The sequence below is a fragment of the Cellvibrio japonicus Ueda107 genome (genome assembly GCF_000019225.1).
Taxonomy (GTDB): domain Bacteria; phylum Pseudomonadota; class Gammaproteobacteria; order Pseudomonadales; family Cellvibrionaceae; genus Cellvibrio; species Cellvibrio japonicus.
In genome coordinates this window covers 1020623-1035194 of the sequence record NC_010995.1, presented here as the reverse complement: position 1 = coordinate 1035194, position 14572 = coordinate 1020623, and the positions used below count along the sequence as shown (strand labels likewise).

The window sequence follows — 14572 nt, the reverse complement described above, 5'->3', positions numbered from 1 at the left end:
TTATAATCCCCCCCGGTCATAATTCATCAAGCGCAACAAATCGGAGCGAATATCCCGGGCAGTTAGTGCCATATCATGGATACCTGCCATATCCTTGTGCGCAACATCGTGCGACAAGGGATATTGCAGAAGAGCAAGGCCTTCCTGATTAAACAATAAGATCTGCTGATCAAAGGCGGCCAATGCAGGAGCCAGGGGCATCCATTCCACAACAGGATAGTGATCCAGCCCGGGCGGAGCTACTGGTGCAGCAACCAGGGTTTGTAATTTTTGCTGTTTACGTCCCAAACCGGTATAAAGTTGTTGCAAGGTCACAAGAGCCTGCTCACATTGATGAGAGCATTTTTCTGTGGATACATACACCAGATGCCATTCTTTAACCAACGCTAAGGTTGTATCACTCACCATTGATGAAACAGGAAATATCGCCCGCACCTCATGGGATAACCACTGACCTTTGTTGTTGGTATTCACCTGACTAAACCAACCCTGATCAAGCGACAACTTGGCCAGCGCCAGAGGCGCACCGATACACAGCAAAAAAAGCGCAAAGAATTTACCACTGGTCATTACGAAACTCCTTTGCGTTGTGTTGTTATTAATCGTTATTAAGTATTTACTCTCTCACCGCAATATCCAGTTGTTGCTGGATTTTTTAATCAGGCGGCTTAGGCATTGTCTCGCGCCGACGGGCACTGGCAACCAATGCAATAATAGTCACAGCCAGCGCGAGTAAGGCCCACTGCAGGGCATAAGCCCGATGCTTTTCCGGTGGCATAACAACTGGGCGATAGTAACTGATAAAACGGGTCCCTTGCTGCTGGTAGACGACTCCCGGATACAGGTCTTTATACTCCTGGTGCATATCTGTCGGTAGACTCGCATAAAGCTGATCAAACTCAACCTGCTGTATCCGCTGCGGCCAACTATTTGATGACTCCAGGTTTTGCCCCAACAAAAGGCCCCCCGTACGCGTGCGTAAAATACCATCCACATAAAAATCCCCGGGGACTTTTACCACCGGTAAATCACTCCGTTGTACTGGCGCCTCAACCCACCCCAAGTTCACAATAACCGGCTGGTGAAAATGCTCCACCGCAACCGGAATCACAACGTCATAACCAATACGGCCTTGATAGATACGGTTATCCAGCAACCATACCACTGGCGCCAACCAGCGTACGGGCATCTGCAAATGCACGCCATCCAATTGCGCTGGATTCATCGCCTTCAAGGCATCAGCGTTGAGTGAGCCTTTTACCTGCCATTCTGCAACACGCGCCAGAGTCTTTTCCTTTTCCTCACCGCGCTGCCATTGCCATATCGATAACCCAATTAGAATGCCCACGGCAAATAAATTCAGCAACAACCAGTGCCAGCGTATAACCCAATAATGATTGAAGGCTATAATTGTCATCAACCAATCCCCGGACCCTGTGACTATGCTGCTTAAAATTATTTTTATATGCCTGCTGTTGCTGGTTATCGTTAATCTCTTTCAGGCACTGTATATCATGCTTAAAAATGATGAACAGGCACCTAAAATGAGTAAGTTCCTCGGACGACGCCTGTTTTTCTCCGCCCTGGTGCTGGCGTTACTGATTGTGCTGATGATGACCGGGATTATCACACCTAACTCAAGACCTTACTAATCACGCGTTACAACACATAAACAAATACAAACAGGGTCAACCAAACTACATCCACAAAATGCCAATACCAGGCAGCGGCCTGAAAGGCAAAATGGCGATTAGTGGTAAAGGTGTTATTCACCAGGATACGCAAAAAAACCACTATGATGAAAATCGTTCCCAGCGTTACATGCAATCCGTGAAACCCGGTTAACAGGAAAAATGTATTGCCGTATACACCGGAATCCAGACGCAACCCCAAATCATCATAGGCATGGATATACTCATACCCTTGAAACCCCAAAAAGAGCAATCCCAACACAATCGTCAACATCATAAAAAAGCCGACCTGCAAGTACCGTCCTTTTTCAATACCGATGTGAGCAAACTGAAGTGTAATAGAGGACGCCAGCAAGATCAGTGTGTTGTATAACGGAATGCCTGCCCAAGGCATCGCCTGGGTTTCTGTCCCCCCCGGTGTTTTTACCAGTGGCCAGACAGCATCGAAGTGCGGCCAGAGAATTTCACCCGTCATAACATTATTACTGGCTCCACCCAACCAGGGTACGGAAATCATACGCGTATAAAACAGCGCACCAAAGAAAGCCGCAAAGAACATAATCTCCGAAAAAATAAACCAAACCATTCCCTGGCGGAATGATCTGTCCATTTGCGCGCTGTAAAGCCCGGAGGTGGACTCTTCAATGACATTACTGAACCAACCAAAAAGCATGGCAAACAGGATCAAAAAACCGACAATCAATAAGAGAGATCCAAATGGGAACCGTCCCGCTGAAGATTGAATGACCAAGAGTGCAGCACCATAGCCAATAAAAAGCATTGCCAGAGCCCCAACAATTGGCCAATGACTTTGATGAGGAACATAGTACTTTTCATGTGCGATACTCATATACTTTCCTCTATTGTGCGATTTAGTGGCTAGCCATTTGTGGATTCACCGGGTACATGCGATAAGATAAGGTAATGGTGTTAAATTCCTCTGGGATATCGGCATCTATATAAAACTGTACCGGCATGTGCTTTTCCTGGCCTGCATCCAACGGCTGTTCAACAAAACAAAAACATTCTATTTTTTTAAAATACTTGGCGGCTTGTCCGGGGGACACCGAAGGAACTGCACGGCCGACCATAGCTTCGTCAGCATGGTTCACTGCAAGATAGCTAACCACTTTAACCTGTCCCGGGTTCACGTCCACCTGTGCTATGTCAGGCTCAAAGTTCCAAGGCATTCCCGAGTCTATATTAGCGATAAACTCCACATGGATTTTGCGCGATCCATCAATACGTTTTGATGCCACCGCTGGTGTGTTATCTGTCTTTCCATTCAACCCCGTATATCGACAAAACACATCATAAAGTGGCACCAGTGCAAAACCAAAGGCAAACATAACCGTACAGGCAAGCAGTAATTTATATACCAGGGCAGTGTGCTTACTCATGTCAATTAATCCAGTCTATTTACTTCACATCAGGCGGCTCCTGAAAGGTGTGATAAGGTGCTGGCGACGGAATTTCCCACTCAAGCCCATGGGCGCCTTCCCATACCCGATCAGTTGCTTTTTCACCTTTCCCTCGCATACAGCGCACTACCATCCAAACAAATAACAGTTGCGACAATCCAAATAAAAAACCACCGATACTGATCAAGGCATTCATGTCTGCAAACTGCAAGGCATAATCAGGAATACGGCGAGGCATTCCCGCCAAACCAACAAAATGCATGGGGAAAAATAATAGGTTTACTGATACTAATGAACACCAGAAGTGTGCCTGTGCCAGTTTTTCGCTATACATCACCCCGGTCCACTTGGGCAACCAGAAATAAACACCGGAAATAATGCCAAAGAGCGCACCGGTAACCAGTACATAATGAAAATGTGCCACAACAAAGTAGGTATCGTGGTATTGGAAATCTGCCGGCACTATGGCGAGCATTAATCCGGACAACCCTCCAATCGTAAATAACACGATAAACGCAATTGCAAACATCATGGGGATTTCAAACGTCAGTGCCCCTCGCCACATAGTGGCAACCCAGTTAAATACTTTTACCCCGGTTGGTACGGCAATCAGCATAGTCGCATACATAAAAAACAGCTCTGCAAAAACTGGCATGCCGGTGGTAAACATATGGTGTGCCCAAACCAGGAACGACAGCAATGCAATACTCGCGGTAGCAATTACCATGGATTCATAACCAAACAATGGTTTGCGTGAAAAGGTGGGAACTATGGCGGAGATAATGCCAAAGGCAGGCAAAATCATGATGTAGACTTCCGGATGGCCAAAGAACCAGAAGATATGCTGGAACATAACCGGATCACCGCCGCCAGCCGCATTAAAAAAACTGGTTCCAAAATATTTATCCGTTAAGACCATAGTGACTGCACCGGCAAGAACCGGCATGACCGCGATCAGTAAAAATGCCGTGATAAGCCAGGTCCATACAAACAAGGGCAGTTTCATCCAGGTCATTCCCGGTGCGCGCAAGTTAACAATGGTGACGATGACATTGATCGCGCCCATGATCGAAGAAACACCCATGAGATGCACAGAAAATACGAAAAATGCTGTGCTATCGCCGCTATAGGTTGTCGACAGTGGTGCATAGAAGGTCCATCCGGCAGCCGGGGCACCGCCCTCCATAAACAGGGTAGAGAGCAGAATTAAAAACGCACAGGGCAATATCCAGAAGCTCCAGTTATTCATGCGTGGCAATGCCATATCCGGTGCGCCAATCATTAAGGGAATCATCCAATTGGCTAAACCGACAAAGGCCGGCATAATTGCCCCAAACACCATGATAAGACCATGCATAGTGGTCATCTGGTTGAAGAAATGCGGCTCCACAAATTGCAGCCCGGGCTGGAATAACTCCGCCCGGATTACCATGGCAAGCATACCGCCAATGAATAACATGGTTAGTGAAAATACCAGGTAGAGCGTGCCAATATCTTTATGGTTGGTCGTCAATAACCAACGGCTTATACCATGCGGCTTGTGATCGTGATCCACATGAACAGAAGGTGACAGTGCACTGCTGCGCTCGGTGCTCATTATGGTTTCTCCGCATTGAGGGCGGCAGCAATGTCCGCAGGTTGAACCAGATCGCCCGTGCTATTACCCCAGGCATTACGCTCGTAGGTAATCACCGCTGCCATTTCACTATTACTTAACTGCTTGCTATAGGCCTGCATGGCTGTTCCCGGTTTGCCATGGAGCACAATATGAATATGGCCAGGCATATCCTGAGTCGCCATGACACTGCCTTTAAGTGCAGGGATAACACCTGCCAGCCCTTCACCCGACACCTGGTGACAGGCCGCACAGTGGGTGTCGTACGTGGTTTTACCCAATGCCATAAGTTCATCCATGGACATAGTACCCTTGGCTGCCTCAGCAGCTTTGGCCGCTTCTATTTCTGCTATCTGCTGTTGCGTCCAACGCTCAAACTCCTGTGGACTTTTCGCCTCTACCACCACAGGCATATAGGCGTGATCTTTGCCGCAGAGTTCAGCACATTGACCGCGATAAACACCCGGCTTGTTAACACGGGCCCAGGTTTCATTGATAAACCCCGGATTTGCATCTTTTTTTACAGCAAAGGCGGGAACCCACCATGAGTGGATTACATCATCTGAGGTAACCAGAAAACGAACCTTTTTATCGGTGGGAATCACCAAGGGCTTATCAACTTCCAGCAAATAATTATTATCTTTTTCTGCCTCATTTACGATTTGCTCGCGCGGTGTCGATAAGCGCGAATAAAAATCGATGGGGTACTCAAGATATTTGTAATGCCATTTCCATTGGGAGCCGGTAACCAACACGGTGATATCCGCTTTGGATGTATCCTCCATCGCAATCAGCGTTTTGGTAGCTGGAATCGCCATCACCACCAGGATAACAACGGGAATCGCCGTCCATAAAACCTCCATTTTCAGGCTGCCGTGAAATTTAGCAGGCTCATTCCCCTTGGACTTGCGATGGCGCACGATAGACCAGAACATCAATCCGAATACAACAACCGCTATCGCACAGCAGATATAAAAAATAATCATATGCAGCTGATACACCTGCTGGCTGATATCCGTTACCCCGCGGGTCATGTTGTAACGCGGGGTATCGGCATATGCCAAAGAGGGTAACAGCACAAACGTGATGACATAGCTAACCCGTTGTGCAAACGAATGGCATTCCACGGTACGACTCCTTCTTATAAACGTTAATGTTGGAAATCGCAGATGCACAGGTGTGAGCATACCTTCCGCAGCACGAATAGGAATTGACACTCACAGCAGCAACAAAAAATGCGGATTAAAGCAGGGCTTTAACCAAAAGGAATCAGGTGATGCTTGCTACCTCACGCGCGGCGAATCCCGATTCACAGCGGGTAGCATGTAAAAGGTGCGACCTGACAACAAGAACAGCCACTGGCGGCATAAAATGACATGGGGCCAGAATACAGGACGTACCAGAAAAACCGGTCACCTCAATTCCAACAACGTATCTACCAGATACAAAATGCCTCGTTAACAGCCGATTAACGACTAAACGACGTTTTAAATATAACTATCACTTAATAAAACGCAAGCAAAGCCACGCCTTGAAAACAATTAAGCTAAGTGTGTTTTTGCATATAACAAAAAAATTCAATGAAACCCGTTTCAACCCAGGGTTGAGCTGCCAGCGGATCTAAATAATCCTCAGCTCACCTTGGCACATAGGTTTGCATTCGTATTCATAAAAATGCCGATGGCATCACAAAATGGCGCATGATAGTTTTTTAGCAGCTTTTTTATTCATAACTATATACCTCGGTCAATACCACTTACTTACTACGGAACAGCCATGCGTTATTCACTGCTTATCGCCAGCGGCCTGTCATTGGTCAGCGCAGCCACCCAGGCGTTTACTATTAGTAACCTGTTTGATGCCAGCACCAATGGCAGTGGCTGGACGGGAGCTACCGCCCCCCATCAGATTATTGCCACACCGGGTGCGACACCGGGAACGAATGAGTGGTTTTCACGCTATACCGTTAATAATGGTGATGATCTGTTTAATATTGATGAATCCATCCTGGGGGAATTTCGTAATGCCCCCCTACAGGATAACAATGGGGCAGGACTAATAGCGGCTTCAGATAAAGTGCGGGTGACTTATTTGGGGACCGGTGCTGCGCGCGATTCGTTTTTGTTCCTGGCCTACGCAGGCAGTGGTGAATTTGATACCCAGGCGTTCTGGAACCCGATATACACGGCCGGTGGCACCAATAACCTGAATACTTACAATCCAGTCAGTGCCAGTAATACCCTGTTTGAGACACGCGGCGATTGCCTGTATGCACAAGCCAAGGCCGGGAACACCTGTGTACCCTCGAACCTGGGGCAGTCGCGGGAAATCTCCGGCCTGACCATCGGTGATAATCTGGTGTTTGGCCTGCAAGCGCTGGTTTTACACTATAACGCCGATAATATTCACTACCCCAATACCAATTATTTCTTTAGCGGGGCGGCCAGTAATAACCAGGATGCACTGGGATGGAATGACAAACAAATCCATACCAAAGTGCTTAACCTTGGTAATAACAAATACCTGGTAGGATTTGAAGATATCTGGGGCGGTGGCGATCGCGACTACAACGACAATATTTTCCTGTTTGAAGGTGTCACTGTCGATATCGAGATTCCCCCTATCCTCGTTAACGAACCAGCCAGCCTTGGCCTGTTACTGTTGATGCTGGGCGGTATGGCATGGCGCCGCCGCCTCGCAGCCAACTGATTGCCTCATGCTTCACAGGCGCATTGCACCAATGCGCCTGTTTCCAGACACATAGCGGTTAAATACCCACCCCACACACAACCGGTATCCAGGGCATAGACATTGGCGGTACTCACCTGCCCTTCCAATGCAGCCCAGTGGCCGAACAAAATGCGATCCTGGCGGGTCTTGCGCTGCATAAAACTGAACCAGGGCGCAAAGCCGGGCGGTGCTGCAGCCGCGTTTTCCTTGGTGGTTAATTCCAACTCCCCGTCTGCGCTACAAAAGCGCATCCGTGTGAAATAGTTGGTTATTAACCGCAGGCGCTCCTGGCCCTGCAGGCTGTCATCCCACACGGACGGTTGGTTGCCATACATATGGGCAAGAAAGGTTTTAAAATCCGGGCCACGCAAATAATCTTCCACTTCACGCGCGCAAGCCAATGCCTTGTCCAGAGACCATATAGGGGGGATACCGGCATGAACCAATGCATAGCCCAAGGTCGCGTCATGGTGCATAAGCTTTTGCTGGCGCAGCCAGTGAATTAATTCCGGCGCATCCGGCGCCTCCAATATCGGTGTTAACGTATCGCTTTTATTTTGTTTGCGCAGGCCAAAATACACCGCCAGCAAATGCAAATCGTGATTTCCCAACACCACTTCAAGCGATGAGCGAATAGAATAGAGAAAGCGCAAGGTGGCAAGGCTATCCGGGCCGCGATTAATTAAATCTCCCACGAGCCAGAGTTTGTCTTTTGCAGTATCGAAATCGATTTTTTCCAACAGGCATTGCAGCGGTTCATAGCAGCCCTGAATATCGCCAATTGCATAGGTGGCCATCTCAACCCTCAGTGAACAGCATGAGGGGGAACCAGCGCAAAGGCTGGAATAGGCGCATCAAACTCAATACCGCTTTCACTGCGCATCTGGTAACTCCCCTCCATAATGCCGGTTTCTGTTTCCAGGATAACACCGCTGGTATAGGTGTAACTTTTTCCGGGTGCAATCACCGGTTGTTCACCAACAACCCCTGTACCGCGCACTTCCTGCAGTTTTTCATTGGCATCGGTGATGCGCCAGTGGCGGCTGATCAGTTGTGCCGGCTCATCGCCCTGATTGGCAATGGTGATCGTGTAGGAATATACATAACGCTGCTCGACCGGTTGCGATTGTGCAGTGATATAGCTGGTTTTTACGCTGACATGAATCAGGTTAGTGGTCATTCAATATCCTCTTCCGGGCCAACAGTGGTCACCGGGGTTACATCGCCCAGCAAGTTACTGATCTGCACATATTCGGCCAGGCTAATATTTTCAGGGCGCAAGTTCAGATCCACCGGCAGGCTATCCAGTTGCGCCATACTCAGCAGGGACTTTAAGGAATTGCGCAGGGTTTTCCGACGCTGTTGGAAAGCCACATTCACCAGTGTTTCCAACGTCTTCAAATTGTTGGCGAGATAAGGCAATTGCTGATGGGGAACCAGACGGACAATCGCTGAATCCACTTTCGGCGGTGGATCAAACGATGTTGGCGGCACCTCAAATAAATTTTCTACTGCACAGAAATACTGCACCATGATCCCCAGGCGACCATAGGCCCCGGAACCGGGCTCGGCGGCCATTCGCTTGACCACTTCTTTCTGCAACATAAAGTGCATGTCTTTCACCTGGTTGGCATAGCCCAGCAGATGAAAAATCAGCGGCGTGGAAATGTTATAGGGAAGATTACCGACAATACGCAACGGCTGACCAGGCTTGATCAGCTGGCGAAAATCAAAACGCAAGGCATCGGCCTGGAACAGTTGGAAGTTGGGGTGTTTTTCAAACTTTACCTTTAGCCAGGGCACCAGGTCGCGATCCAGTTCGATCACACTCAGGTTATCGCATGCATCTGCCAGCAATTCGGTAATAGCCCCCTTACCGGGGCCAATCTCTACCACAACATCGGTCTTTTGTGGATGTACCGCGCGCACTATGTCGCGAATGATTCCATGGTCTACCAGAAAGTTTTGGCCAAAGCGCTTGCGCGCCTTGTGTGTATTCTCACTGTTGAGCAGTTTCTTCATAGCAAGGTATTGTTCCAATTAGCGGCGGGCATATTTGGCGGACACCATAGTTTGGGCATAGGCCAATGCAGTGCGTAAACTGCCGAGATCTGCCTTACCGGTCGCGGCCAGGTCCAGGGCGGTACCGTGATCCACCGAGGTTCGGATAATAGGTAATCCGAGGGTAATGTTGACTGCCTGGCCAAAGCCTTTGTACTTGAGTACCGGCAATCCCTGGTCGTGGTACATGGCCAACACGGCATCGGCGTCCTTGAGGTATTTGGGGGTAAATAGGGTATCCGCAGGCAAGGGGCCAATGAGTGTCATTCCCTTTGCACGCAACTGCGCCAGTACGGGTTCAATCACCTCAATTTCTTCACGGCCCAAATGTCCGCCTTCACCGGCATGCGGATTAAGGCCGCAAACCAGGATACGCGGCACAGCAATACCAAATTGGGTTTGCAGGTCTCGATACAGGATGTCGGTAACGCGCGTGAGCTCTGCCGCTGTAATCGCCGCGGGCACATCCTTAAGCGGTAGATGGGTCGTAGCCAATGCAACCCGCAGCCCTTCCGTTGCCAGCATCATCACAACCTTGTCTGTGCCGGTTTTTTCCGCCAGGTATTCCGTGTGTCCGCTAAAGGCGATACCGGCATCGTTAATAATGCTTTTGTGTACCGGCCCGGTTACCAGGGCTGCAAAAATACCCTCCAGGCACCCCTCAATGGCGGCATCCAGTGTGCGCAGGATATAGGGCGCATTTTTGACATTGAGCTGTCCGGGAACTGCCGCTTCCGCCAGGGTTACCGGCAGCACAACCAGCTCTCCCGGCTGCGACGGCTGTACCGGTAATCCGGGGTCGAAGGGCTTGATCATTAATGGCAACCCCAAGGCTGTAGCACGCTCGTTAAGCATTGCCGGATCCGCAATGGCGACCAGTTGATGGGGTTGCACTTCCTGCGCCAGGCTCACCACCAAATCCGGACCTATACCCGCGGGCTCACCGGGCGTGATGGCAATTCGATAACAGGGCGATGGGGTCATGACAACATCCTGGGCACCAAAAGAAAACGGCTAAAACAAGTCCGCCATTCTAGCGGATTGTCTTAGCCGTCTGGGACCTAAAGTCGATCAGAGTTTAATTTCGACGTAGGCTTCTTCGCGGATTTGGGTCAACCACAACTGGAACTCTTCATCAAAGCGGCGCGAACGCAGCACATTGGCAGCCTGGTTGCGCTTCATACGGTCGCTCATGTCGGTTTGGCGACGTTCGAGGACTTGCAGGATATGCCAGCCAAACTGGCTTTTGAAGGGACGGCTGATATCGCCAATGCCGGTTTGTGCCATAGCTTCTTCAAATGCCGGAACAAACATGCCGGGCGTCGACCAACCCAGGTCACCGCCGCTGAGCATAGAGCCGGTATCCTCGGAATTTTCACGCGCCAGCTTGGCAAAGTCTTCGCCCTTGAGGATGCGTTCGCGCAGGCCCAACAATTTTTCACGCGCCTGGCGGTCATCCATAATCTCAGAGGTTTTCACCAGGATATGGCGCGCATGGGTTTGCTCCACCATCTGTGCACCACCACCGCGCTGTTCAATATTTTTCAGGATATGGAACCCGGCACCACTGCGGAAAGGTTTGGAAACCTGGCCGGGTGACAGCTTCATCATTTCGTTACCAAAGAGCTCCGGCAATTGCGCCAGCTTGCGCCAACCTATATCACCGCCTTGCAATGCAGCCTGGTCTTTCGAATAGCTGATAGCCATCTGGGCAAAGTCTGCCCCGCCCTGCAATTTTTTGTAGATATCATTGGCCTGGTTTTCCGCTTGCTCGACCATTTCTGCATCCGCCGAGCTGGAAACGGAAATCAGGATATGGCCTATATGGTAGTCCGGTGAGGTCGCATATTTACCGTCACTGGAGGCCAGGAAGTTATCAATATCCTGTTCGCTGATTTTTATGCGGCTGTTAACCACACCCTGCTGCAGCTGGTTGATGGTTAAATCCTTGCGCAATTGCTCACGCAAGCCACTCATATCCAGCCCCTGGCGTTTAAGGTCTGCTTCCAAAGCCGCCGCCGAAACCTGGTTTTTCTGGGCAATACGGGCAATTGCCTGGTCGATTTCCGCTTCATCAATACTGATGTCATAGCGTTTGGCCAGGCCCAGTTCAATGCGCTCGACGATTAATTGTTCAAGGATTTGCTTATTGAGTACATCTTCCGGTGGCAGTTGCTGATACTGGCCCTGCAGACGCTCCATGATAGACGCCTTGCGCTCGTTTAACTCGGACTCCAACACAACGTCATCGTCCACAATAGCAACGACACGATCCAGCTCCACCGTACGCGGTTGCGCTTGTAGCCAACCGGCATAGACCAGCAGGCTGCCCAACAACATGCCCTTACCCAGTTTCACCAAACCACTTTTCATTACATTGATCACTCTATTCACTCTTTTATTGTAAAGCCTGCTCACGCTCGGTGAAGCCGATAATTGCCTTGTCCAGCAGGGTACTGATGCGGCGACTCAGGCTGCCAATACCCTTGAGCTGGATTTCTACAAAGATCCCCTGGTCGAAATCATCTCTGTCGAGCGACTCCAGGAAGTTGGACGTAAGGTCAAAATCCACCCACCGACGTGCCAGCAGGCGGACACGATAGCAACAATCGTCGTATTCGAGCCCCACAAAGGCATCGAGTTCCGCATTGTAGTTAAAATCGTAATTGGCCCGTGCAATCACAGACCACTGGTTGGCCACAGGCCACAGGGTCGAGATATCCAGCTGGCTCAGATCCTCGCCGCGCACAGGAATCGGGTTTATAGGGCTTAACGATTGGCGATCACGGCTGAACCTGTAGCCAAAATTCACGATACGGTACTTATCATCCATATAGCGGACACTGCTGCTCAAGGCATAGAGCTGGTCATTGTATTGATCGTAGGTAATATCGTTAGTAAAACGCAGGTTATCGCCTATTTGCCCGGATACCAGGCCGGCAATCATCGAGCTGGTCTCGCGGTTGCGCGCCAACTCGTCTGCCTGGGCAGTCAGGCTGATATTGCGATCTTCCAGGTAGGTAATCTGGCCAATCCCCAGGCGCAGCCGCTCTACACCATCGCGATTGTCGATAAAACGCGAGGTCAGGCCAAAGGTAATCTGGTTGGTATCATCCAGGCGGTCCCCGCCCGAAAAGCGCGAATCGCGGAATAACTGCTGGTACGTCAGCGGCAGTATCGAACTATCAAAATTCAGGTAGCGGTTGTTGGCGGTCAGGCCAAAGAGCGAGTCCTGGTTTTCATAATCGCGGTAAAGATAAAAAACCCGCGGCTCCAGTGTTTGGGTAAAGCCCTTGTTGAACAGGGTTTTATCGCGCTCAAAATACAAGCCCATGTCGAGCGAGCCCTGGGGCGTGATAAAGCCTGGCTCGGCATCAGCGCCCGCGACCAGGCTGTCTTCCTCCAACTGGTAGCCCAGCATCTTGACACCGACGCGCGGTTTGATAAAACCGGCGGTAAATTCTTTGTCCCATCCGAAACCATAGTCCGCGCGCATACGATCACCGAAGATCAGGTTATCGGTGGGCAATTCGTAATGGGTATTCTGCGAGAAATGGGTAAATTCGTTGCGCAGCTCCAGTACCCAGTCATTGAACCGGTAGCGACCATTGGCATTGATACGCGGTAGCTCGCGGTAAGGTAGCTGGGTTTCCGTCAGCAACTGCAGCTCTTCCGCTTTTGCGCTCAGCTGCCAGTTGCGACCCACATAGCTCATCAGGAATTTTTGCCGCACATAGGCTTCGCGATTCAAATCCACAGCGCCGCGATCAATGTCGCGAATGTAGTCGGTATCACTGACTTCGGTGTAATCAATTTCGGTATGCCAGCGCTGGTTGCGGCCGCCTTCCTGAAACAGGTTGTACTGCCAGCGGTCTTCACCGCGATACAGGTATACCTCATCCTCGCTGATCAGGCCCTGCTCCAGCTGTGAGCGCTGGCGCTTGCTCAGTCCGTCGCGATCATTGTGCAGAAAACTGCCACTGAACTCTGTATCAAAGTGCGGCGACATATGGCGCACTTCGCTATAGAAAAGATAACCGTGATCATCCAGGTAGCGGGGCGTCAGGGTGGCATCCAGGTTGGGGGCGATATTCCAGTAAAAGGGAACACTGAGTTCAGTGATACCGTCCGTTCCCACACCAATGGAGGGAAATAAAAACCCTGTCAGTCGGTCGGGCCCCACCGGAAACCGGAAGTAGGGAGCATAGGCCACAGGCACATCCAGCACCTCAAGGCGCATATGCTTGGCGGTACCGTAGCGTTTGTCGTTGTGGATGGTGATATTGGAGCCTTCAATAGACCAGGTGTTATCTCCCGGCTCACAACTGGTAAGGCTGCCGCCTTCAAGCACTATGACGTTATCGCCAAACTTCTCCAGGCTGTCGGCACGGCCATGGATGCGGGTTTCGTAGAGCACGAACTCGGCATTATCAAGGCGACCGTCGCCGCTCTGGATATTCATCCGCGCACTTTCCGCCCGCACCAGCAAGCCCGGCTCACGCATCATGATATTGCCGCGCAACTCCGCCTCGGAGGACTCCTTATCCAGCTTGAACAAATCGGTAGAAATAGAGCGCCGCCCCTGGGTCAGGCGTACATCCTCGCGCAGCACCACCGTGGACTGCTGTTCCAGCTCGGACATATTGGCAGACCCCAGCAAACTCGCCTTCTCCGGGTCCATATCTGCCTCGGGATCGGTACGGGCGGGAGCAATATAGGCACCACAGCAGGCAGTAGGTACCGTTTTGCGCTGCTCTTCCGTCAGTTCCTCCAAAGGCACCCAGTCCAGGCGACGCGCCACGCCTTCATCGACACTGTCAGCCCAGGCGCCCTGCATAGCGGACATACCGGCAGCCATCCCCAGCGATAAATACAGGGAGTGCAGCGCCAGGGCATGTGCCAGGCGCGACAGCGGAAAGCGCGATAAAAGGTGTAAAGCCGTCGGATTGCGCGCGCGGGAATGTCGGGTTGGGGCCATTAACAGCTATCTCTCATGGGCGGGTCCGCGCTGGCGGACGGGGCGACGAGCAGGCGGCGCCAGGTATTTCACCGAA

Annotated in this window: 14 protein-coding genes; 2 read left to right on the top strand and 12 right to left on the bottom strand. The window is 50.7% G+C overall.

Annotated features, from left to right (window positions below):
* Complete coding sequence (locus tag CJA_RS04300) at window positions 1–570, bottom strand: hypothetical protein (protein WP_012486532.1); 570 nt, start codon at window positions 568–570, stop codon at window positions 1–3.
* Between the two features lie 85 nt (window positions 571–655).
* Complete coding sequence (locus CJA_RS04295) at window positions 656–1417, bottom strand: SURF1 family protein (protein WP_012486531.1); 762 nt, start codon at window positions 1415–1417, stop codon at window positions 656–658.
* Window positions 1418–1442: 25 nt separating this feature from the next.
* Between CJA_RS04295 and CJA_RS04290 the strand changes: the two genes are divergently transcribed.
* Window positions 1443–1652 carry a DUF2909 domain-containing protein gene (locus tag CJA_RS04290; RefSeq protein WP_041551071.1) on the top strand — a complete coding sequence of 70 codons (210 nt, stop codon included), beginning with the start codon at window positions 1443–1445 and terminating at the stop codon, window positions 1650–1652.
* Window positions 1653–1659: 7 nt separating this feature from the next.
* On the opposite strand, the gene CJA_RS04285 is transcribed toward CJA_RS04290, so the two are convergent.
* From CJA_RS04285 to coxB, 4 genes are read right to left on the bottom strand one after another with little or no spacing between them, the layout of a single operon-like run.
* A complete protein-coding gene (locus CJA_RS04285) occupies window positions 1660–2541 on the bottom strand; it encodes a cytochrome c oxidase subunit 3 (RefSeq protein ID WP_012486529.1) in 882 nt (293 codons plus the stop codon).
* A 22-nt stretch (window positions 2542–2563) separates the two neighbouring features.
* A complete protein-coding gene (locus tag CJA_RS04280; RefSeq protein ID WP_012486528.1) occupies window positions 2564–3091 on the bottom strand; it encodes a cytochrome c oxidase assembly protein in 528 nt (175 codons plus the stop codon).
* Between the two features lie 19 nt (window positions 3092–3110).
* On the bottom strand, window positions 3111–4667 hold the full coding sequence (gene ctaD, locus CJA_RS04275; protein WP_392397695.1) for a cytochrome c oxidase subunit I: 1557 nt from the start codon (window positions 4665–4667) through the stop codon (window positions 3111–3113).
* A 41-nt stretch (window positions 4668–4708) separates the two neighbouring features.
* On the bottom strand, window positions 4709–5854 hold the full coding sequence (gene coxB / locus CJA_RS04270; protein ID WP_012486526.1) for a cytochrome c oxidase subunit II: 1146 nt from the start codon (window positions 5852–5854) through the stop codon (window positions 4709–4711).
* Window positions 5855–6503: 649 nt separating this feature from the next.
* Between coxB and CJA_RS04265 the strand changes: the two genes are divergently transcribed.
* Complete coding sequence (locus CJA_RS04265) at window positions 6504–7436, top strand: DUF4114 domain-containing protein (protein ID WP_049765400.1); 933 nt, start codon at window positions 6504–6506, stop codon at window positions 7434–7436.
* 5 nt (window positions 7437–7441) lie between these two features.
* Here the strand turns inward: CJA_RS04265 and CJA_RS04260 are convergent, their stop codons facing one another.
* From CJA_RS04260 to CJA_RS04235, 6 genes are all read right to left on the bottom strand, one after another.
* Window positions 7442–8254, bottom strand: a complete 813-nt coding sequence (locus CJA_RS04260) for a symmetrical bis(5'-nucleosyl)-tetraphosphatase (protein ID WP_012486524.1) — start codon at window positions 8252–8254, stop codon at window positions 7442–7444.
* Between the two features lie 8 nt (window positions 8255–8262).
* On the bottom strand, window positions 8263–8637 hold the full coding sequence (gene apaG, locus CJA_RS04255) for a Co2+/Mg2+ efflux protein ApaG (RefSeq protein WP_012486523.1): 375 nt from the start codon (window positions 8635–8637) through the stop codon (window positions 8263–8265).
* A complete protein-coding gene (gene rsmA / locus CJA_RS04250; protein WP_041551069.1) occupies window positions 8634–9479 on the bottom strand; it encodes a 16S rRNA (adenine(1518)-N(6)/adenine(1519)-N(6))-dimethyltransferase RsmA in 846 nt (281 codons plus the stop codon). Before rsmA ends, apaG begins: the two co-directional genes overlap by 4 nt.
* Before the next feature lie 18 nt (window positions 9480–9497).
* Entirely contained in the window at window positions 9498–10502 is a 1005-nt protein-coding gene (pdxA, locus tag CJA_RS04245) for a 4-hydroxythreonine-4-phosphate dehydrogenase PdxA (protein ID WP_012486521.1), read from the bottom strand.
* 87 nt (window positions 10503–10589) lie between these two features.
* Window positions 10590–11891, bottom strand: coding sequence for a peptidylprolyl isomerase (locus CJA_RS04240; RefSeq protein ID WP_049765399.1), 1302 nt, complete (start codon window positions 11889–11891; stop codon window positions 10590–10592).
* A 25-nt stretch (window positions 11892–11916) separates the two neighbouring features.
* A complete protein-coding gene (locus CJA_RS04235) occupies window positions 11917–14496 on the bottom strand; it encodes an LPS-assembly protein LptD (protein WP_012486519.1) in 2580 nt (859 codons plus the stop codon).
* Window positions 14497–14572 lie beyond the last annotated feature (76 nt).

Bases quoted from the DNA above. Each gene is read 5' to 3' on its own strand.
- CJA_RS04300 (WP_012486532.1), bottom strand. From the start codon at position 570: ATGACCAGTGGTAAATTCTTTGCGCTTTTTTTGCTGTGTATCGGTGCG.
- CJA_RS04295 (WP_012486531.1), bottom strand. From the start codon at position 1,417: ATGACAATTATAGCCTTCAATCATTATTGGGTTATACGCTGGCACTGG.
- CJA_RS04290 (WP_041551071.1), top strand. From the start codon at position 1,443: ATGCTGCTTAAAATTATTTTTATATGCCTGCTGTTGCTGGTTATCGTT.
- CJA_RS04285 (WP_012486529.1), bottom strand. From the start codon at position 2,541: ATGAGTATCGCACATGAAAAGTACTATGTTCCTCATCAAAGTCATTGG.
- CJA_RS04280 (WP_012486528.1), bottom strand. From the start codon at position 3,091: ATGAGTAAGCACACTGCCCTGGTATATAAATTACTGCTTGCCTGTACG.
- CJA_RS04265 (WP_049765400.1), top strand. From the start codon at position 6,504: ATGCGTTATTCACTGCTTATCGCCAGCGGCCTGTCATTGGTCAGCGCA.
- CJA_RS04260 (WP_012486524.1), bottom strand. From the start codon at position 8,254: ATGGCCACCTATGCAATTGGCGATATTCAGGGCTGCTATGAACCGCTG.
- apaG (WP_012486523.1), bottom strand. From the start codon at position 8,637: ATGACCACTAACCTGATTCATGTCAGCGTAAAAACCAGCTATATCACT.
- rsmA (WP_041551069.1), bottom strand. From the start codon at position 9,479: ATGAAGAAACTGCTCAACAGTGAGAATACACACAAGGCGCGCAAGCGC.
- pdxA (WP_012486521.1), bottom strand. From the start codon at position 10,502: ATGACCCCATCGCCCTGTTATCGAATTGCCATCACGCCCGGTGAGCCC.
- CJA_RS04240 (WP_049765399.1), bottom strand. From the start codon at position 11,891: ATGAAAAGTGGTTTGGTGAAACTGGGTAAGGGCATGTTGTTGGGCAGC.
- CJA_RS04235 (WP_012486519.1), bottom strand. From the start codon at position 14,496: ATGGCCCCAACCCGACATTCCCGCGCGCGCAATCCGACGGCTTTACAC.